This is a genomic window from Ideonella livida (assembly GCF_010499455.1).
Taxonomy (GTDB): Bacteria; Pseudomonadota; Gammaproteobacteria; order Burkholderiales; family Burkholderiaceae_C; genus Ideonella; species Ideonella livida.
This window is the reverse complement of sequence record NZ_JAAGOH010000004.1, coordinates 158,924-178,612: the sequence shown is the minus strand read 5'-3', so window position 1 is coordinate 178,612 and position 19,689 is coordinate 158,924. Positions and strand designations below refer to the sequence as shown.

At 68.3% G+C, this 19,689-nt stretch carries 16 protein-coding genes and 1 tRNA gene; 13 read left to right on the top strand and 4 right to left on the bottom strand.

All coding sequences use genetic code 11. The annotated features are described in order from the left end of the window. Positions 1-11 precede the first annotated feature (11 nt). The 10 genes from mobB (at position 12) to nadB (ending at position 12,613) form a co-directional block, all read left to right on the top strand. A complete protein-coding gene (mobB, locus tag G3A44_RS05280; RefSeq protein WP_163456463.1) occupies positions 12-554 on the top strand; it encodes a molybdopterin-guanine dinucleotide biosynthesis protein B in 543 nt (180 codons plus the stop codon). 42 nt (positions 555-596) lie between these two features. Beyond that, a complete protein-coding gene (locus G3A44_RS05275; RefSeq protein WP_163456462.1) occupies positions 597-1,883 on the top strand; it encodes a molybdopterin molybdotransferase MoeA in 1,287 nt (428 codons plus the stop codon). Between the two features lie 2 nt (positions 1,884-1,885). After that, complete coding sequence (gene moaD, locus G3A44_RS05270; protein ID WP_163456461.1) at positions 1,886-2,137, top strand: molybdopterin converting factor subunit 1; 252 nt, start codon at positions 1,886-1,888, stop codon at positions 2,135-2,137. A gap of 42 nt (positions 2,138-2,179) precedes the next feature. Beyond that, a complete protein-coding gene (locus tag G3A44_RS05265) occupies positions 2,180-2,662 on the top strand; it encodes a molybdenum cofactor biosynthesis protein MoaE (protein ID WP_239061710.1) in 483 nt (160 codons plus the stop codon). A gap of 4 nt (positions 2,663-2,666) precedes the next feature. Next, a complete protein-coding gene (locus tag G3A44_RS05260; protein WP_163456459.1) occupies positions 2,667-3,062 on the top strand; it encodes a CrcB family protein in 396 nt (131 codons plus the stop codon). Positions 3,063-3,128: 66 nt separating this feature from the next. Further along, a complete protein-coding gene (locus G3A44_RS05255) occupies positions 3,129-3,611 on the top strand; it encodes a flavin reductase family protein (protein WP_163456458.1) in 483 nt (160 codons plus the stop codon). 134 nt (positions 3,612-3,745) lie between these two features. Then, complete coding sequence (locus G3A44_RS05250; protein WP_163456457.1) at positions 3,746-5,014, top strand: efflux RND transporter periplasmic adaptor subunit; 1,269 nt, start codon at positions 3,746-3,748, stop codon at positions 5,012-5,014. Positions 5,015-5,019: 5 nt separating this feature from the next. After that, a complete protein-coding gene (locus G3A44_RS05245; protein WP_163456456.1) occupies positions 5,020-8,109 on the top strand; it encodes an efflux RND transporter permease subunit in 3,090 nt (1,029 codons plus the stop codon). Positions 8,110-8,219: 110 nt separating this feature from the next. Next, positions 8,220-10,811: an ATP-dependent chaperone ClpB gene (gene clpB, locus G3A44_RS05240; RefSeq protein WP_163456455.1), complete on the top strand. Its 2,592-nt coding sequence runs from the start codon at positions 8,220-8,222 to the stop codon at positions 10,809-10,811. Positions 10,812-10,954: 143 nt separating this feature from the next. Next, positions 10,955-12,613 (top strand): L-aspartate oxidase, encoded by a 1,659-nt coding sequence (gene nadB / locus G3A44_RS05235; RefSeq protein ID WP_375138628.1) that lies wholly within the window; start codon positions 10,955-10,957, stop codon positions 12,611-12,613. Positions 12,614-12,711: 98 nt separating this feature from the next. On the opposite strand, the gene G3A44_RS05230 is transcribed toward nadB, so the two are convergent. From G3A44_RS05230 to nadA, 3 genes are all read right to left on the bottom strand, one after another. Beyond that, entirely contained in the window at positions 12,712-14,055 is a 1,344-nt protein-coding gene (locus G3A44_RS05230) for a hypothetical protein (protein WP_163456453.1), read from the bottom strand. A 105-nt stretch (positions 14,056-14,160) separates the two neighbouring features. Continuing rightward, positions 14,161-15,027 carry a carboxylating nicotinate-nucleotide diphosphorylase gene (nadC, locus tag G3A44_RS05225; RefSeq protein WP_163456452.1) on the bottom strand — a complete coding sequence of 289 codons (867 nt, stop codon included), beginning with the start codon at positions 15,025-15,027 and terminating at the stop codon, positions 14,161-14,163. 25 nt (positions 15,028-15,052) lie between these two features. Further along, positions 15,053-16,165, bottom strand: a complete 1,113-nt coding sequence (gene nadA / locus G3A44_RS05220) for a quinolinate synthase NadA (protein ID WP_163456451.1) — start codon at positions 16,163-16,165, stop codon at positions 15,053-15,055. A 178-nt stretch (positions 16,166-16,343) separates the two neighbouring features. Here nadA and G3A44_RS05215 point away from each other — a divergent pair. After that, a tRNA-Pro gene (locus G3A44_RS05215) sits at positions 16,344-16,420 on the top strand. Between the two features lie 232 nt (positions 16,421-16,652). Here G3A44_RS05215 and G3A44_RS05210 read toward each other — a convergent pair. After that, a complete protein-coding gene (locus G3A44_RS05210; protein WP_163456450.1) occupies positions 16,653-17,678 on the bottom strand; it encodes a DNA-binding protein in 1,026 nt (341 codons plus the stop codon). A gap of 180 nt (positions 17,679-17,858) precedes the next feature. Between G3A44_RS05210 and G3A44_RS05205 the strand changes: the two genes are divergently transcribed. After that, on the top strand, positions 17,859-19,052 hold the full coding sequence (locus G3A44_RS05205) for a tyrosine-type recombinase/integrase (protein ID WP_163456449.1): 1,194 nt from the start codon (positions 17,859-17,861) through the stop codon (positions 19,050-19,052). A 133-nt stretch (positions 19,053-19,185) separates the two neighbouring features. Further along, the gene (locus G3A44_RS05200; protein ID WP_163456448.1) at positions 19,186-19,677 is read left to right on the top strand and encodes a thioesterase family protein; all 492 of its coding nucleotides are present in this window, start codon (positions 19,186-19,188) and stop codon (positions 19,675-19,677) included. Positions 19,678-19,689 lie beyond the last annotated feature (12 nt).

Sequence of the window (19,689 nt, the reverse complement as noted above, 5' to 3'; positions counted from 1 at the left end):
ACGGGGCAGGCATGCACGTCGTCGGCTTCTGCGGCGCTTCCGGGGCCGGCAAGACCACCCTCATTGAGGGGGTGATCGCCGCCTTGAGGGCGGCCGGTCAGCGGGTGTCGGTGATCAAGCACACCCACAAGGACTTCGAGATCGACCAGCCTGGCAAGGACAGCCACCGCCACCGTGAGGCGGGGGCGTTCGAGGTTCTGCTGGCTAACCCGCAGCGGATGGCCCTGGTGCGCACCCTGGAGTCGCCGGTCGAGGTCGATCCCCACGGGCTGCTGGCCGAGCTGGCGCCTTGCGACTGGGCTCTGGTGGAGGGTTTCCGCCACGCGGACTTGCTCAAGATCGAGGTCTGGCGCTCGGTGGTGGACCGTCCGGCCGCCTATCCGGACGACCCCTTCATCGTTGCTGTGGCCACGGATGATCCTGCGCGGCTGCCGGTGCCTACTCAGCGACCCGTGTTCTCTCTGGATGATGCGGCCGGCGTGGCCGCCTACCTCCTGCAGCAGGCGGCACGTCACCGCTACCAACCCGAACTCCATCGTTGCGCGCGCGCCTGAACAGGCGGGTGTGGCAATGGGAGCTTCTACCCGAGGCCCGCCATGGCTGAAACCCTTGCCTCTTCCTCCGCCGCTCCCCGGGGCGGCCTGCTGAGTCTGGACGAAGTCCTGCTCCGCCTGACTGCCGCGGCTCGTCCGCATCGCATCCAGGCGCTGGAGGACCTGGACACCTTTGAGGCTCTGGGGCGCGTGCTGGCCCAGGACCTGGTGTCTACCTTGGATGTGCCGCCGGCGGACAACACCTCGATGGATGGCTATGCCCTGCGGGCAGCGGATGTCCCGGCACCGGGCACCGTGCTGCCGGTGTCGCAACGCATCGCTGCGGGTCATCCTGGACAGGCCTTGCAGCCAGGCACCGCGGCCCGCATCTTCACCGGGGCGCAGGTGCCGCCGGGCGCCAATTGCGTGGTGATGCAGGAGGCCTGCGAGGCCTTGCCGGATGCCGCGGGCACGGGCGGCGGACTGGTGCGGGTGCTGCAGGTGCCGACGGCAGGCCAGTGGGTACGCCGCCGGGGCGAAGATGTCTGCCAGGGGGGGCTGGTGTTGCCGGCGGGGTGCCGGATCACGCCACAGGCCCTGGGACTGGCCGCCACGGTCGGGGCCGCACGGCTGCAGGTCGTGCGCCGCCCCCGGGTCGCCCTGTTTTCCACCGGAGACGAGTTGGTGATGCCGGGTCAGCCGCTGCCGCCTGGTGCCATCTACAACTCCAACCGCTACACGCTGCGCGGCTTGTTGCAGGCCGCCGGCTGCGAGGTGACCGATCTGGGCATCGTGCCGGATCGGCTCGACGCCACGCGCCAAGCGCTGCGGAGGGCCGCGGATGGCCATGACCTCATCCTCACCTCCGGCGGCGTCTCCGTCGGGGAAGAAGACCACCTGCGTCCGGCGGCCCAGGCAGAAGGCCACATCACCCTCTGGCAAATGGCCACCAAACCGGGCAAGCCCCTGGCATTCGGGAGCATCCGCCGCACCCGGGACGACGGCGAGGCCCTGCTGATGGGGTTGCCCGGGAACCCGGTTTCCAGCTTTGTCACCTTCTTGCTCACCGTGGCGCCGGTGCTGCGGGTCATGCAGGGTGGCCGGGGTGAGCTGCCTGCCGCCATGCCGATGACCGCGGCCTTCAGCCTGCCTAAGGCGGACAAGCGTCGCGAGTTCCTGCGTGTGCGCCTCAACGCCCAAGGGCAGGTGGAAGCCTTTGGCAACCAGAGCTCGGGGGTGCTGACCTCTGCTGTTTGGGCCGATGGCCTGGTGGACAACCCCGCCGGCCAGGCCATCCTGCCGGGGGACACCGTCCGCTACCTGCCCTTGTCCGCCCTGATCGGGAACTGAGCATGCAAGTCAACCTGAGATTCTTCGCCTCGCTGCGCGAGGCCCTGGGCGCCCAGCGACAGCTGGAGCTGCCTGAAGGGGCCACAGTGGCCCAGGCACGTCAGACCCTCATCGATCTGGGCGATCCCTATGCCAGCGTCCTGGCGGCAGATCGTGCCGTCCGCGCCGCCCTCAACCAGCAGGTCTGTGAGGGAGGGGCCATCCTGAGCCACGGCGACGAGCTGGCTTTCTTCCCTCCGGTCACCGGTGGCTGAACCCCACAGGCGTGCGCCATGGAACAGACTTTGAAAGTTGCGATGCCCCGGGTCCGCATCCAGACCGAGGATTTCGACCTGGGGGCGGAAGTGGCTGCCCTGCGCGCCGGGGACCCGGGCGTGGGGGCGGTGGCCACCTTTCTGGGCACGGTCCGGGACCGCAACGACGGCAGCGGCGTGAGCCAGATGGAGCTGGAGCATTACCCCGGCATGACGGAGACGGCCATTGAGGCCATGATCGATGCGGCCCTGGCCCGTTTCGACATCCGCGCCGCACGGGTGATCCACCGTGTCGGCCCGCTCGCGCCCACCGACCAGATCGTGCTGGTGGTGGTCAGCTCAGCCCACCGGGGTCAGGCCTTCCAGGCCTGCGAATTCCTGATGGACTACCTCAAAACACAGGCGCCTTTCTGGAAGAAGGAGACCACGCCTGGGGGCGCGCGCTGGGTGGACGCCCGCGTCAGCGACGACGAGGCACTGGCGCGCTGGGGCATCCAGTCCGCCAACGCGGCGGCGGGCGCCTGAAGCCATGACCGGGGCGGCGCCGACCTGGCAGCTGACCTTGGCCGTGGCCCTCGGCGGTGGTCTGGGCTCCTGCCTGCGCTGGCGGGTCGGGCTGTGGCTCAACCCGCTGGCCTGTCCCTTTGCGGCCGGCACCTTGGCCGTGAACATCGCTGGTGGGCTCCTCATCGGGCTGTTCATGGTCTGGTTTGAGCGGCACCCCAGTGAATGGGGGCGATTGGCGCTCATCACCGGCTTGCTGGGCGGTCTGACCACTTTTTCGGCTTTCAGTGCCGAGTCACTCACCTTGCTGCTTCGCGGTCAGCCCTGGCTGGCCCTGCTGCACAGCGCCGCCCATTTGGGCGGCGGCTTGGCCGCTGCGGCGGCCGGCTGGCACCTGGCCCGGGCGCTGCTGGCGGCTTGATCCGGCCCCGTCATGCCCGTGCCGCCGCACGGTCGGCGGGCACCGGCTACCATCTCGACCCTCATCATGGCCATCGACACCCAAGCCCTGCGCGGCGCCCTCGGGCAATTCACCACCGGCGTCACCATCATGACCTGCTCCGGTCCCCAGGGCGAGCGGCATGGACTGACCGTCAACTCCTTCAACTCCCTGTCTCTCGACCCGGCCCTGGTCACGTGGGCGTTGCGGCGGGCCAGCCCGCTGGTGCAGCCTTTCCTGCAGGCCGGGCATTTCGCCGTCAACGTGCTGGCCGCCTCGCAGATGGAGGTTTCCCGCCGTTTCGCCAGTCCGGTGCCTGACCGTTTTGCGGCCGGCCAATGGGTGCCGGGACCGCACGCGCTGCCCTGGCTGGCCGGGGCGACTGCCCGCTTGGCTTGTCGCACCCACCAGCATCTGGAGGCGGGCGATCACCTGCTTTTTGTTGGCGAGGTGCTGGCCGTGGAGGTGGAGAGCCATTCGCCTCTGCTCTACCACGGCGGTCGCTACTGCCTGCTGGGCGAGCCCCTTTGAAGCTTGGCGGCGGACCAGCACGGTCCGTCCGGCAGGGCGACGGCTGAGTCCGTCGAAACGGCAATCCGTCACATTCCTGGCCCCAGGGTTGAACCGCCTGGGTAAGCTGCTTTGCAGAACTTCACAGGAATGCCATGCACGCCATCCCGCCCTGCGGTGGCCGCCACCGCTTCACAAGAGCGGTGGCACCGGTCGCCTTTTCCACGCCGCATCACCACGCGCCCGTCCTGGGGGCGATAGGCCACGACGCCTGGTGGATCCGGTGCTGGGCCGCTGCCGGCTTGCTGGCGGCCTTGGCTGGCTGTGGTGCTGGCGGGTCTGAGGCGGCCAAGGCGCAAGTGGCGGCCAGTGCAGTGGGTCCAGGCTTGCCCGTGGTGGAGCTGGGGCCCGAGGACCTGATCACCGTCCAGTCGGGCCAGGCGGCGGAGCAGGGCACGCTGGTCAGTGGCAGTCTGCAGGCCAGCCGGCGGGCGGACCTGCGTGCCGAGACGTCGGGCACCGTGACCGAGGTGCTGCCGGACAACGGCCAGCCGGTGGCCGCCGGGGCGGTGGTGGTGGTCCTGGACGACCGTGTGGCCCGCAGCCAGCTGGTGGCTGCCGAGGACGCCCTGCGCACGGCCCAGCAGGCGGTGGACCAGGCTCGCCGTCTGCTAGAGCGGCAACGGGAGCTGCACGCCCAAGGCATGGTCAGCGCCCAGGCATTGGAGGAGGTGGCCCTGCGCGAGCGCAGTGCCCAGAGCGAATTGGTGGCCGCCCGTGCACGCGAGGCGCAGGCGCGGCAGCAACTGGCCTCCACCCGCATCACCGCCCCCTTTGCGGGTGTGGTCACGGAGCGCAAGGTGTCGGTGGGCGACACGGTGTCGCCCGGCCGCGAGCTGCTCAAGGTGATGGACCCGGCCAGCCTGCGCGTGGAGGGGCTGGTCAGCGCCGATCAGTGGCCCCGACTGCGTCCGGGCCAGTGGGCGCTGCTGCAGGTTCAGGGACAGGGCGCCGAGCCCCTGCGGGCCCGGCTGCTGCGGGTGGACGCCCTGGCCCACCCGGCCACGCGCCAGGTGGCAGTGCAGCTCCAGTTTGTCGATCCGGAGAAGGCTCCCCGCCTGGCGGGCTTGTTTGTGGAGGGGCGACTGTTCACCCAGGAGGCCGGCGTGTTGCAGCTGGAGGCGTCGACCTTGGTGCGTCAGGGCGGTCAGACCGAGGTCTGGGTGGTGCAAGGCGAGCGCCTGGTGCGCCGTACGCTCACCGTGGGGCCGCGGGACGACCGTACCGGCGCGCACGCGGTGCTCGCCGGCTTGCAGGCCGGTGAACGTGTGCTGCGCCACCCGCCTGAGGCCGCATCCCGTTGGGCGGATAGACAGGTGCTGCGCTGGCGCGGCGGGGCATCGGCACCTGGCGCGGGGAGCTGAGCGACATGAAGCTCTCCCAGTTCAGCGTTCACCGCCCGCTGGTCATGGTGGTGCTCATCCTGGTGCTCATGGCCGCCGGTTTGCTGGCCCTGTCCCGGCTGAAGGTCAATCAGATCCCGGATGTGCAGGAGCCCGTGATCGTGGTGACCCTGGCCTACCCAGGAGCATCGCCCGATTCGGTGGAGCGGGAAATCATCAACCGGCTGGAGAAGCCGTTCATGGCCATCCAGGGCGCCCAGCGGGTGCGCGCGGCCGCCAATGAGGGGGCAGGGGTTTTTGTCCTGGAGTTCAGCTTTGGCAAGAACATGATCGAAGCGGCCGAGGATGTGCGCAACGCCATTGCCGCCCAGCGCTTCAAGCTGCCGGTGGAGATGCGCGAGCCGGTGTTGCAGCGCGAAGATCCCGCGGCCGAACCGGTGATGCAGTTGGCCGTGTCCTCCACCCGCCTGAGTCACGCCGAGCTGTCGCGGTTGGCCGAAGACGAGCTGGCCGACCGCTTCCGGGCGCTGCGCGGCGTGGCCCAGGTGGCCGTCAATGGCGCGGCGCGCCGGGAGCTCTCGGTGCTGCTGCGGGCCCAGCACCTGCGGGAACACGAGGTGACGACCGGCGAGGTCATCGCGGCCTTGCGTGGTGCCAATGCCAACGCGCCGGTGGGCAAGGTCCGCGGTGAGTACAAGGACCAGAGCATCCGCTTGGTGGGTCGGCTGAGCCGGCCTCAGGACTTCGCCGACATTGTGGTCAAGCGCCAAGGTGAGCGCCTGGTGCGCCTGGGCCAGGTGGCGGCCGTGGAGGACGGCGTGGCCGAGCCCACCACGCTTTCCCTGCGCAACGGGCATCCCAATGTCGGGTTGGCCGTGCTGCGCACCCGGGAGGCGAGCACCGTGGCCGTGGGTGATCTGGTACGCGAGGAGGTGCGACGGGTCAACGCCAACCTGCCTGAGGGCACCCGTGTGGAGATCACCCAGGACGGGGGCGAGAACGCCCGCAACAGCCTGGACAACGTGGTCCACGCCCTGGTTTTCGGGGCGGGGTTGACCGTCTTTGTCGTCTACGCCTTTTTGAACTCCTGGCGCTCCACCCTCATCACCGCCCTCTCGCTGCCGACCTCGGTGCTGGCGGCATTCATCGCGGTGTGGCTGTGTGGCTTTACCTTGAACTTCATGAGCTTGCTGGGGCTGTCGCTGGCCATCGGCGTGCTGATCGACGACGCCATCGTGGTGCGGGAGAACATCGTTCGCCATCTGGAGATGGGGGCCGACCGCAGGAGCGCCGCCTTGCATGGCACCGCCGAGATCGGACCGGCCGTGGCGGCCACCACCCTGTCCATCGTGGCGGTCTTCGTCCCGGTGGCGTTCATGCCCGGCGTGTCGGGAGAGTGGTTCAGGCCTTTTGGCCTGACAGTGGTGGCCTCTGTGATGGTGAGCCTGTTCATCAGCTTCACCCTGGACCCGCTGCTGTCGGCCTACTGGGGGGATCCGCCAGGGCATGCCCAGCGGCCGCGGCGGGGCCTGGAGCGCGGACTGCAGCGCTTCAACCAGTGGTTTGACCGCCAGGCCCTGGGCTACGGACGGGTGATCGCCTGGGCCCTGCGTCACCGTGGCTGGATGTTCCTGTTTGCCGTGCTCAGCCTGGTCGCCGCCCTTGCGCTGCAGGCCCGCCTGGGCGGCTCCAGCTTCCTGCCGGCTTCCGATGCGGGAGTGATTGCGGTGGAGGTTCGCACCCCCCCCAGCGCCAACCTGCACTACGCCCGCCTCAAGGTCGAGGCTGCCGCCCTGGCTGCCCGCGACCTGCCTGAGACCGTGGCCACCAACAGCCAGATCACGCCGACAGGGGGCCGCCTTTACGTGGACATTGGCAAGAGCACCCAACGCCAGCGAAGTGCCCGCGAGCTGGCCGACACCCTGCGCCAGCGCCTGCAAGCCCTGGTGGGGGCGGAATACACCGTGCTGGACGATCTGAACAACGGCGCCCAGAAGCCGGTGCAGGTGCGGTTCACCGGGCCGGACTCCCGCACCTTGATGGCGCTGTGTCAGCGCTACCTGGTCGCCCTGCGTGAGGTCCCGGGCGCCGTGGATGTGGGCCTGTCGCAGCAGGCGCCACAGGAGGAGCTGCGCATCGACCTGGACCGCCCGCTGGCCCAGCGGCTGGGGGTCACGGCGTCGGACGCGGCGCAGACCCTGCGGGTGGCCTTCGCCGGCGTGGAGGTGGGCGATTGGATCGATCCCTCAGGCCATGCCCGTGACGTGGCGGTGCGCCTGCACCCCAGCGACCGCCTGCGCATGCAGGACATCGAGCAGCTGCCCCTGGGCCTGGGCGACGGCGGCCAGACCGTGCCGCTGCGGCAGGTGGCCAGCGTCTGGCTGGGGCAGGGCCCTTCCCGCATCCAGCATGTGGATGGCAAGCGCAGCATCACCGTCACCGCCAACGCCCAGGGCCGGTCGCCCGGCGAGGTGACGGCTGACGCCCTGCGCCTGGCCCGAAGCATGGACTTTCCGCCGGGCTACGGGCTGGAGTTGGCGGGGGCCTCCGCCGATCAGGAGGAGGTGTTTGGCGCCATGCTGACCGCACTGTTCTCCGGCATCGCGCTGATGTATCTCATCTTGGTGATGCAGTTCAACTCCTTCAGCGCGCCCCTGGCGGTGATGTTCTCGCTGCCGCTGTCGCTGATCGGCGTGGTACTGGCCCTACTGGCCACGGGGGGCACGCTCAACCTGATGAGCTTCATCGGCGTGATCATGCTCATGGGCCTGGTGGCCAAGAACGCCATCCTGCTGCTGGATGCGGCGCGGGGTCGCGAGCGGGAGCAGGGCATGGACCGGGAGGCGGCTTTGATCGCGGCCGGTCAGCAGCGCCTGCGCCCGATCCTGATGACCACCTTCGCCCTGATCGCCGGCATGCTGCCGGTGGCCGTGGGGGTGGGGGAGGGCGGGGAGTTCTACCGGCCGATGGCCGTGGCCATCATTGGCGGCACCGTCACCAGCACCGTACTGACGCTGCTGGTCATCCCGAGCTTCTACGACAGCATCGAGGGCTGGGCCGACCGCCTGCGCCGGCGGCGTGGCTCCTCCGCGGCGCCGGTGGCCGCCACCGATTGACATGGCGCAAGGACGGTGGCGGCGCGGCGCGTGGCAGGACACCTGAGCCGGCCGCGTCCCCTTGAAACGGGGTCGCAGGGCCCCATGTCCGTCGTCATCGGAGGTTATCCATGCGACTCGACAAGCTCACCACCGCCTTCCAGCAAGCCCTGGCCGAGGCCCAAAGCCTGGCCGTGGCCCGTGACAACCCTTACATCGAGGCGCCGCATGTGCTGGCCGCCATGCTGGCCCAGCCCGACGGCCCCAAGGCCCTGCTGGACCGCGCCGGCGCCAACACCGCCGCCCTGCGGCAGGCGATGGACGTGGCCATTGGCGCCCTTCCGCAGGTACAGGGGGGCGGTCAGGTGCAGGCGGGTCGTGATCTGGTGCAGTTGCTGCAGCAGGCGGACAAAGAGGCGATGCAGCGCGGCGACGCCTACATCGCCAGCGAGATGTTCTTGCTGGCCCTGGCCGATGCCAAGACCGACCTGGGCGGCGTGGTGCGAGGCCACGGCCTGACCCGTCGGGCGCTGGAGGCGGCCATCACCGCTGTGCGCGGCGGGCAGAAGGTGGATTCGGCCGAGGCGGAAGGCCAGCGTGAGGCACTAAAAAGATATACGCTAGATCTTACCGAACGGGCGCGTGCCGGCAAGCTCGACCCGGTGATCGGCCGCGACGACGAGATCCGTCGCGCCATCCAGGTGCTGCAGCGCCGCAGCAAGAACAACCCGGTGCTGATCGGCGAACCGGGCGTGGGCAAGACCGCCATCGTCGAGGGCCTGGCCCAGCGCATCGTCGCTGGCGAGGTGCCGGATTCGCTGCGCGACAAGAAGGTGCTGGTGCTGGACATGGCCGGCTTGCTGGCCGGCGCCAAGTTCCGCGGCGAGTTCGAGGAGCGCCTGAAGGCCGTGCTCAAGGAAGTCAGCCAGGACGAGGGCCGGATCATCCTGTTCATCGACGAGCTGCACACCATGGTCGGCGCCGGCAAGGCCGAGGGCGCGATGGACGCGGGCAACATGCTTAAGCCGGCGCTGGCCCGCGGCGAGTTGCACTGCATCGGCGCCACCACCCTCAACGAGTACCGCAAGTACGTGGAGAAAGACGCCGCGCTGGAGCGCCGCTTCCAGAAGGTGCTGGTCGACGAGCCCAGCGTCGAGGCCACCATCGCCATCCTGCGCGGTCTGCAGGAGAAGTACGAGGTGCACCACGGCGTGGAGATCACCGACCCGGCCATCGTCGCCGCGGCCGAGCTCTCCCACCGTTACATCACCGACCGCTTCCTGCCCGACAAGGCGATCGACCTGATCGACGAGGCGGCGGCCAAGATCAAGATCGAGATCGACTCCAAGCCCGAGGCGATGGACAAGCTCGACCGTCGGCTGATCCAGCTCAAGATCGAGCGCGAGGCGGTCAAGAAGGAGACCGATGAGGCCTCGATCAAGCGCCTGGGCCTGATCGAGGAGGAGATCGTCAAGCTCGAGCGCGAATACGCCGACCTCGAAGAGATCTGGAAAGCCGAGAAGGCCACGGCCCAGGGCAGCGCCCAGGTCAAGGAAGAGATCGACCGCATCAAGTTCCAGATCGAGGAGCTCAAGCGCAAGGGCAACTTCGACAAGGTGGCCGAGCTGCAGTACGGCAAGCTCCCCGAGCTCGACAAGCGCCTGAAGGAGGCGCAGGCCAAGGAAGCCGGCAAGAAGGCCGGCGGCCAGGGTCCGCAGCTGCTGCGCACCATGGTCGGCGCCGAGGAGATCGCCGAGGTGGTCAGCCGGGCCACCGGCATCCCGGTGTCCAAGCTGATGCAGGGCGAGCGCGACAAGCTGCTCAAGATGGAGGGCAAGCTGCACGAGCGCGTGGTCGGCCAGGACGAGGCCATCGTGGCCGTGTCCGATGCGATCCGCCGCAGCCGCGCCGGCCTCTCCGACCCCAACCGTCCGCTGGGCAGCTTCCTGTTCCTGGGCCCGACCGGGGTGGGCAAGACCGAGCTGTGCAAGGCCCTGGCGGGCTTCCTGTTCGACGCCGAGGACCACATGATCCGCATCGACATGAGCGAGTTCATGGAGAAGCACTCGGTCAGCCGCCTGATCGGCGCGCCCCCGGGCTATGTGGGCTATGACGAGGGCGGCACCCTGACCGAGGCGGTGCGCCGCAAGCCGTACAGCGTGGTGCTGCTCGACGAGGTCGAGAAGGCCCACCCGGACGTGTTCAACGTGCTGCTGCAGGTGCTGGACGATGGCCGCCTGACCGACGGCCAGGGTCGCACCGTGGACTTCAAGAACACGGTGATCGTGATGACCAGCAACCTGGGCAGCCACCTGATCATGTCCATGGCCGGCAGGCCGGCCGAGGAGGTCAAGGAGGCGGTCTGGGGCGAGGTCAAGCAGCACTTCCGCCCGGAATTCCTCAACCGCATCGACGAGACAGTGGTCTTCCATGCGCTGGACCAGGGGCATATCGAGTCCATCGCCCGGCTCCAGCTCAAGGGACTGGAGGCGCGTCTGGCCCACATGGACATGAAGCTCGAAGTCTCCGCAGACGCGCTGGCCGAGATCGCCAAGGCCGGCTTTGACCCGGTGTTCGGGGCACGGCCGCTCAAGCGCGCCATCCAGCACCGCATCGAGAACCCGGTGGCCAAGCTCATCCTGCAAGGCCGGTTCGGCCCCAAGGACGTCATTCCGGTCGAAGTGTCGGACAAGACGCTGGTGTTCGAGCGGGTGGTGCACTGACGTGGCGCCCGCGGCCCTGGGGCTTGGCCCGGGGTCACAGGCATTTCATCAGATGGTGGCAGGGGCCAGCGGGTGAAAGACCGCACCCCCCACCTACAATCAGCGGCTTTTGCGGCTGAACCGGCAGCGGCGCTGCCATGTCCATGAACCTGCCCGAGAACTCCCTGCGCGCCGACGGCGCGCCTGAACTGCCCGTGGTCATCGTCGGCGCCGGCCTGGCGGGATTGACCGCGGCGCTCCATCTGGCCAACCAGGGCCAGGAAGTGGTGGTGTTGGCCAAGCGTGGTCTGGGGGAAGGGGCCACGGCCTGGGCCCAGGGGGGCATCGTGGGCGTGCTGGGCTCGGACGACAGCGTCGAGTCGCATGTGCGTGACACCCAGGATGCCGGTGCCGGGCTGGTGGACGAGGACACGGCCCGTTTCATCGCGACCAACAGTGCCGAGGCCATCGCGTGGCTGGTGGAGCAGGGCGTGCCCTTCTCCCCCGACCCTGAAGGCCCGCTGGGCCTGCACCTGACCCGAGAAGGTGGCCACGCGGTGCGCCGCATCGCCCATGCGGCCGATGCGACCGGCAAGGCCATCCATGAATCCCTGCTGGCCCAGGCCCGAGCCCATCCGCGGGTGCGCCTGCGCGAGCACTGCATGGCGGTGGACCTGATCACACACCGACATTTCAAGTCCGGTGTGCCCGCAGGCGCCAACCGCTGCCACGGCGTCTACGTGCTCGACATCCGTGCCCAGCGGGTCGAGACCCTGGCGGCCCGCTCGGTGGTGCTGGCCACCGGCGGCGTGGGCAAGGTCTACCGCTACACCAGCAACCCGGAGACGGCCACCGGCGACGGCATCGCCATGGCCTGGCGTGCCGGCTGCCGGGTGGCGAACATGGAGTTCATCCAGTTCCACCCCACCTGCCTCTATCACCCGCAGGACCGCACCTTCCTGATCACCGAGGCGCTGCGTGGGGAAGGGGGGCTGCTCAAGCTGCCCGACGCCGCGGGAGGTGGTCGCTTCATGCCCGACCATGATCCTCGGGCGGAGCTGGCGCCACGGGACATCGTCGCGCGTGCCATCGACTTCGAGATGAAGAAGCATGGCGTTGATCATGTGTGGCTGGACGCGACCCACCTGGGCGAGGCGTTCCTTAAGGAGCATTTCCCCACCATCCATGCGCGCTGCCTGAGCCTGGGCATCGACATCGCCCGCCAGCCGATCCCGGTGGTGCCAGCTGCCCACTACACCTGCGGTGGGGTGGTCACCGATCTGCATGGACGCACCGACCTGCCGGGCCTGTTTGCCGTGGGCGAGGCCACCTACACCGGATTGCACGGCGCCAACCGCCTGGCCAGCAATTCTTTGCTGGAGTGCGTGGTGATCGGCAAGACCTGCGCGCAGGCCATCCTGGAGACGCCCCGTGTGGCGGGTCGGGTGTTGCCGGCCTGGGATGAGAGCTTGGTGGAGAACGCCGATGAGCAGGTGGTCATCTCGCACAACTGGGACGAGCTGCGCCTGCTGATGTGGAACTACGTGGGCATTGTGCGCACCACCCGGCGGCTGGAGCGGGCGCTGCACCGCATCGAATTGCTCAAGGGTGAAGTGGACGACTATTACGCGAACTTCAAGGTCAACCGCGACCTGCTGGAGCTGCGCAACCTACTGGTGTGTGGCGAGCTGATCGTGCGTTCGGCCCTGCGTCGCCATGAGAGCCGCGGACTCCACTACAGCCGCGACTATCCGCAGACCCTGCCGGTGAGCTTCCCAACCGTGCTCACCCACAAGGCGCGCTCACTCCAGCACCACGGCTGAACGCCGCTGATCCGGCGGCGCCGGGCCGCCGGATCCTCCCTGCGCCAGCGCCGCCGGTGATGCCGGCGGACCAGGGAGGTGTTGAGTTCAGTGCCCGCTCAGAACCAGTAGCCGACGTTGGCACCAAAGCCGCTGGAATCCTTGGCGCGCAGGTAGGTCACGCCAAAGCGCAGGTAGCTCACCAGACGTTCCTTCTTGGACTTGCTGGTGCCCACCGTCACGCCGAACTCGTTGGTCGTCTTGTTGTAGAGCTCGCTGCCGGTGTAATAGGTGTTGATGTACGAGAGCTCCATGCTCAGGTCGGACTCCAGACTGGAGAGGACATCAACCGGGAAGGCGTACATCACCCCGTTGCGGAAGATCGTGTTGGCGATCTTCGGATCCATTTCGTACTCGTCGATCCGGAGCTTGAGGGTGCGGAAGTAGCCCACCATGTTGCCGAATGCCAGGGAGTGCCTGTCACTCAAGGGCATCACATAGGCGCTGGTGACGGACGCGCTCACCTGCTTGGAGGCCTGTGCCAAGTCCACCGAACCGGAGATGCCGGCCGCCACCGACGGGGTGAGGGCCCATTCCGGCGTGATCGGGATGCCCATGGACAGACCCAGCTGACCGTTGTAGACCTTGGCGTTGTCGATCTTGCCGATGGTCAGCGGTGCGAAGAAGGTCACGTGCCGGCGCTCGTCGTCTTCAAAGCGCCAGGTGTAGGACAAGGGCAGGGTGGCCGAGGACGCCTTCAGGTTGCCCTGGTTGTAGCGGCCGAAGCGGAAGCCCAGACCCACCAAGTTGGGCTGGGACGCGCTGGAGGTGGCGGCGGACGTGGCCGCACTGGTGCTAGAGCTGGAGGACGAACTCGACGACGAGCTGGAGCTGCTCACCTGTGCCGCGGCGGCCTCCGGTGTCTTGATCTGCGAGGACGTGGCGGTGAAGCCCGCGTCAAACTGGCTGCTGGCCATCTGCGACTGGGTCGAGGCCGGGTTGCCGGCGATGGTGCTGTTGGGGGTGGTGGCCACCACGGCGGCCTGGATGCCCGCGAACTGCTTCTCCACGTCCACCTTGACCTTGTCCAGGGTTTCGGTGCGGTTGACCCCTTCGTAGGTGGCGGAGAAGCCTGTGGCCGGAATGCTCAGCGTGCCCGTCGTGCCCAGGGAGCCGCCCGGCTGGGTTTGCACCAACAGGTCCACACCCAGGTAGTTGATCTTGGAGCTGGAGGCCGCTGCAGGATCAAAGCTGGGCCCGAAGAAGGCCCGCATCGCCTCGGTGCTCTTGAAAGTGTCCACCATGTCCTCGAACTTGGTGAACGAGGCGGCGAAGCGGCTGGTGGAGCCGTCGGGGTTGGTCTGGTTGATGCTGATGGACAGCGGGGTGGACTGGGCCTGCACCGCCCAGGGGGCGAGCAGGAGACAACCCAGCAAGGCGGCGAGCTTGAACGGCTTCTTCATCGGGGGTCCTCCGGAGGCCAGGCGCGGTGCCTGAACAGATTGCAAATTCTGGCACGCGCATTGTTACCAGACATCACAAGTTCGGGGGAGGCGCCCCGGTGGATTTCAGGCTGCGGGCATCACCCGCATGGAATAGTCCACGGCGCGCACGTCCTTGGTCAGTTTGCCGATCGAGATGCGGTCCACTCCCGTGGCCGCGATCGCCCGCAGCTGCGCCAGGCCCACGCCGCCTGAAGCTTCCAGGAGGGCCCGTCCCGAGGTCAACTGCACGGCCTGAGCCATGTCTTCCAGGGAGAAGTTGTCGAGCAACACACTGGTGGCGCCGGCCTGCAGGGCCTGCTGCAGCTCCTGCAGGTCTTCCACCTCGATCTGGATGTCGACGCCGGCAGAAAGCGCCTGGGCCTGACGCAGCGCCTGCGCCACGCCACCGGCGGCGGCGATGTGGTTCTCCTTGATGAGGATGCCGTGCCACAAGGCCAGGCGCTGGTTGGCGCCGCCGCCCACCCGCACCGCGTACTTCTGGGCTTGGCGCAGTCCGGGCACGGTCTTTCGGGTGTCCAGCACCACACAGCCCCGGGGATTGGGCGAGGCACCCTCAATCGCATCCATGTGCTGGCGGGCCGCTGTGGCGGTGCCGGACAGCAGCTGCAGGAAATTCAGGGCAGGGCGCTCGGCCGACAGCATGGCCCGCGCGTCCGATTCGATCTCGCAGACCACGCTGTCGGGCGCCATGTCGGCCCCCTCGGCTTGGCGCCACACGATGCGGGCTTCGGGGTCCAGCGCCAGGAAGCTGGCTTCGAACCACGCTTGGCCGCAAAGCACGGCGGACTCCCGCACGATCACGCGGGCCTGCACGCGCCGGCCGGCTGGCACAAGCTGCGCGGTCCAGTCGCACACGCCGATGTCTTCAAACAGCGCGTCGCGCACATTGCGCGCCCGGGCTTCTTCTAGGGTCTCGTTGTGATCGAACATCTTGCTTGTCCTTCCGCGTCCTGCCTCAGGCGGCGCCCACGCCGCGCACCATCCCCTGCACCCGCGGCGCCAGCACGCCGGGATGGGCGGCCACGAAGTCCAGCATGCGCTGGATGCAACGCACCGCCTGGCTGCCGGTGGCCGCCTCCACATGGATTTCGCCCTGCTGGTGCTCCAAGCAGTCCACCACGCCTTGCAGGGCGTTCATCGCCATCCAGGGGCAATGCGCACAGCTCTTGCAGGTGGCCGAATTGCCGGCCGTGGGCGCCTCAATCAGGACCTTGCCTGGCGCCAACTGCCGCATGCGGTGCATGATGAGGTTGTCCGTGGCGACGATGTAGCGCTGCGCCGTGCCATGGACCACCGCCTGCAGCATTTGGGACGTGGAGCCCACAACATCCGCCAGGGCCACCACGCCGGCCGGAGACTCCGGGTGCACCAGCACCTGGGCGTCGGGATACTGTTCCTTGAGCAGCTCCAGTTCGGTGGCCTTGAACTCGTCATGCACGATGCAGGCGCCGTGCCACAGCAGCATGTCGGCGCCGGTCTGTTCCTGGATGTAGCGGCCCAGGTGGCGATCAGGCGCCCAGATAAGCTTCTGTCCCTGAGCCTTGAGGTGCTCGACGATGCCCAGGGCGCAGGAGCTGGTGACCATCCAGTCGGCGCGTGCCTTCACCGCCGCGCTGGTGTTGGCGTACACCACCACTTGGCGGTCCGGGTGTTCGTCGCAGAAACGGGCGAAGTCGTCAGGCGGGCAGCCCAGATCCAGTGAGCAGGTCGCATCCAGATCCGGCATCAGCACAGTCTTGTGTGGGGACAGGATCTTGGCGGATTCGCCCATGAACCGCACGCCGGCCACCACCAAGGTCTGGGCGGCATGGTCCCGTCCAAATCGGGCCATTTCCAAGGAGTCGGCGACGATGCCGCCGGTTTCCAGTGCGAGATCCTGCAGGTCGCCGTCCACATAGTAGTGCGCGACCAGCACGGCGTTGCGTGCCTGCAGCAGTGCCTTGGCGCGTTGGCGCAACGCCTCGCGTGATTCGGCCGTCAGCGGCGCGGGAACTTTGGCCCAGGCATTGGCCGTGCAGGTCGCCCCGGTGGCATCCTGCAGCGTGTACTCGAAGCTTTGCTCGTTCATGACGTCAGCCCGGCGGCAGCGGCGGGCGAGTTCTGGGGTGTCGCGGCGGACGGAAGTACCAGGCCGCCGTTGGCGGCCCGCTCCCTCGAAAGGGCTGCAATGGTAGCCGAGGGACTTTCGGCAGGTGGCGCGCGCCAGCCAAAGACTGACGCAACTACGCTATACTGGCGGGCTTCGTCGGGGTGTAGCGCAGTCTGGTAGCGCATCTGCTTTGGGAGCAGAGGGTCGGAGGTTCGAATCCTCTCGCCCCGACCACAGTAAGCCGTTGTTGATCAACGGCTTTTTTCATTTCTGTGTGCCTATCGCCTGGGCTGCAGCATTCCCTCGCGCCGCCGCTCGCGCAGAGGTTGGCAGATTTAATTCCGACAATGTTTGTTATGTCAAATTTTTGAGGGATGGCCAACGCTTGCCTCGAGCAGCACCACGTCGTCCGCGCCTGGGTGCTTCTCGGGCGATTGATGCCCGCGCCGGCAGCGGCCCTTGCCGCTCAGGCCGTTTCTCCGTGCGCCTGCGCCGGGCGTGAAAGGCGCTCCCGACGTCGGGCTGCCCGGTCCCGGCAGGTCTGGCGCGCTGGATTTGGCGGCGCGCTCGCTGGTTTGTTCAGGTGCCCGGCCAGCGCCTCTTGGGCGGCCTGGCGTGCCGCCTCAGCGGCCACGGCCTGGTCGCGCCAGCGCCGGGCCTCTTCCTTCAGGCTGTTTTGCTGGACTTCATGGCGAGCCTGCGCCTGCGCCTGCTGGGCAGACGCTTCCCGGCGCATGTCCTCCGCTTGTTGGCGAGTCTTGTCCAGCTCCCGCTGCAGCAGCTGCGTCTGCTGTTCCCACTTGCGCAGCTGCTCGCGGGATTCTTCCAGCTGGCGCAGCACATGCCGCTGCACGGACTCCATCCGTTCGGTGATGCGGGACACCTCCGCCCGGTACTCCGACTCCCGTGTCTGGGTCTGGCGTTGGTGCGCCTCCAAGGCCTGCTGGTGGAACTGCGTCAGCGCTTGTTCCCGATCTAGGGCCTGTTGGCGCTCCGCATCGCGCTGCTGGCGGGACGCCTCCAGCCGGTCCTGAAGCAGGCGTCGTTCCTGTCGCTCGTGGGCCAGGGCGGTCTCCGCCGACTGCAGGGACTCTTGGAGCGTCTGTTGACCGGCCTCCAGATCGCGCAGGCGCTGCTCCATGACCGTGCAGGCCTGGCGGGCCTGGTCCCGTTCGGCCTGCCACTGCTCACGAGACATCGCCAGGGCCTCTCGTTCCTGGGTGAGTTCCGACCGGGACAGGTCAACAGCCTGGACCCACAGGGCCTGGATGGCCTGGCCCAAGGGGGGCGGCAGCGCTGGCAGGGCCAAGGTGGCACTGCGCGACACCTCCAGGCGCCAGGCACGCAGCTCTTCGTTGATGGTGGTGCGGCTGCCTTGCTGGATCTCCTGCCGCACGAGGTCCACCGTCACTTCATGGGGCAGTCTGCCCTGCCCCAGCCAGCGCTGGGCCACCTCGCGGGTGCGGGCTCGGGTGTCGGTGGGGCGGCTCATGCATGGCTTCCTATTGATGTGTAATTTAGAAGCGTATCACGTTATACAGGTAATGATTCAGGTATGATTTTTACGATTACTCTGATTATCAAAAATATTGGTGCCATGACCCTTCCCGCCGCTGTTGATGACGCCGACGCCGTTCCCTTGCCTGCTCCGCTCGCGGCAAACGGGCAGGTCATGGCCCTGCCCCCTACGCTGGAGGACCTGGCGCGGGCACTGGACCTGCTGGACCAGACCCCGGGCACCAACCGTGCGCCTGAAGGCCCGCGCTGGCTGCATGCGGAGCGCGATGTGGATGCTGTGCGGACCTGGCTGGCCGAGCACGCCGGGTCGCCCCACACCTTGCGGTCCTATCGCAAGGAGGCGGAGCGGTTGATGTGCTGGGCCTGGCACCAGCGCGCCAAGCCGCTTTCCAGCCTGGACCGGGCCGACTTGTTGGCCTATGAGCGCTTTCTGGCCGATCCGCCGGCCGACTGGTGCGATCCCCGGCAGCCTCGGCGCGGCGGTGGCCGTCGCTTGCTGGCTGGCCCGCTCTCCCCGGCCAGCCTGCGGCATGCCATGGGCGTGCTGGCCGGGCTGTTCGCCTATCTGAGTGCCGGCGGCTACCTGGCGGTGAATCCCCTGGCCATGCGGCGGGCGCGCCGTGGCGGCCCCCAGGGGCGGGACCAACTGGTGGACCGCTACCTGGAGCCGCAGACTTGGCACTGGCTGATGCGCTGGGTGGACGGGCGACTGGCGTTGCCGGTGGAGGCTGCCCCTGTGGATCCGATCCAGGCCAAGCCGGACGCGGCGCAGGCGCGCCGGGAGCAGGTCCGGCTGGAACGTGCCCGCTGGACGCTGCGATTCCTGCAGGGCACCGGCCTGCGTGCGGCGGAGGCTGCGGCGGCGCAGGCCGGCCACCTCAGCCGCCGCCGCGGGCGATGGTGGCTGCGGGTGCTCGGCAAGGGGGGGCTGCAAGGGGAGGTGCCGGTCTCGGCCAGCTTGATGGCCGACCTGGCCCGCTACCGGCAGGGCCACGGGCTCAGCGCGTTGCCAGCGCCACAAGAGACCACGCCCCTGATCCTGCCGCTCTCGGGCAAGCCGCGGGCACTCACCCCGACAGCGGTCTACCTGATCGTCAAAGGCCTGTGCACCGAGGCTGCCGAGGCCCTGGCGCCGCAGGACCCGGCCGGGGCCCATCGCCTGCAGCGGGCCTCCACCCACTGGCTGCGACACACGGCGGCCACCTTCCAGGCCGATGCGGGCACCGATCTGCGCTTCATCCAGCGCAATCTGCGTCACGCCTCATTGGAGACCACGGCGCTCTACCTCCACGTGGACGACGACACCCGACATGACGCCACCACCGGCGACGACCCGACCGGGGCCTGAGGCCGTGGCGCATCGGCGCAAGCTGGTCTGATGTGGCCCGCGAAGGCTCCTTTGGGCGGGGGGTGGCGGCGTCAACCCGGTGCTGTCGCCCCGGCGCCTTCAGGTACAGGTCGGAGGCGTTAACCTCACGACCATGAGCCCGTCACCCCTCAGCCCCCGCCGGCCACCCGAAGAGCAGCAGCGGCTGGACCGGGCTTTGGTGGAGTTGTTTGAACAGCGCATCACTTTCAACCAAACCCTGGGGTTGCAGGTGGTCTCGCTGGCCCCGGGAGCGCCGGTGCTGCGCTTTGACATGCGGCCGGCACTGGTGGGCCACTTCCTGTACGGGCGGCTGCACGGCGGTGTCATCTCCAGCGTACTGGATGTGGTGGGTGCCGCCGCCTTGATGACCGCCATCGCCGACAAGCACGGCGAGGAGACCGCCGACCAGGTGATGCACCGTTTTGGCCGCATGGGCACCATCGACATGCGCGTGGATTTCCTGCGGCAAGGCATCGGGCAGCACTTTCAGGCCACGGCCGAAGTCACCCGGCTGGGGGGGCGTGTGGGCTCGACGCTGATGCGGCTGACCAGCGATGCCGGCGTTCTCATCGCGACGGCCGCGGCGGCCTACGTGGTGAGCTGAGACTCGGGGCAA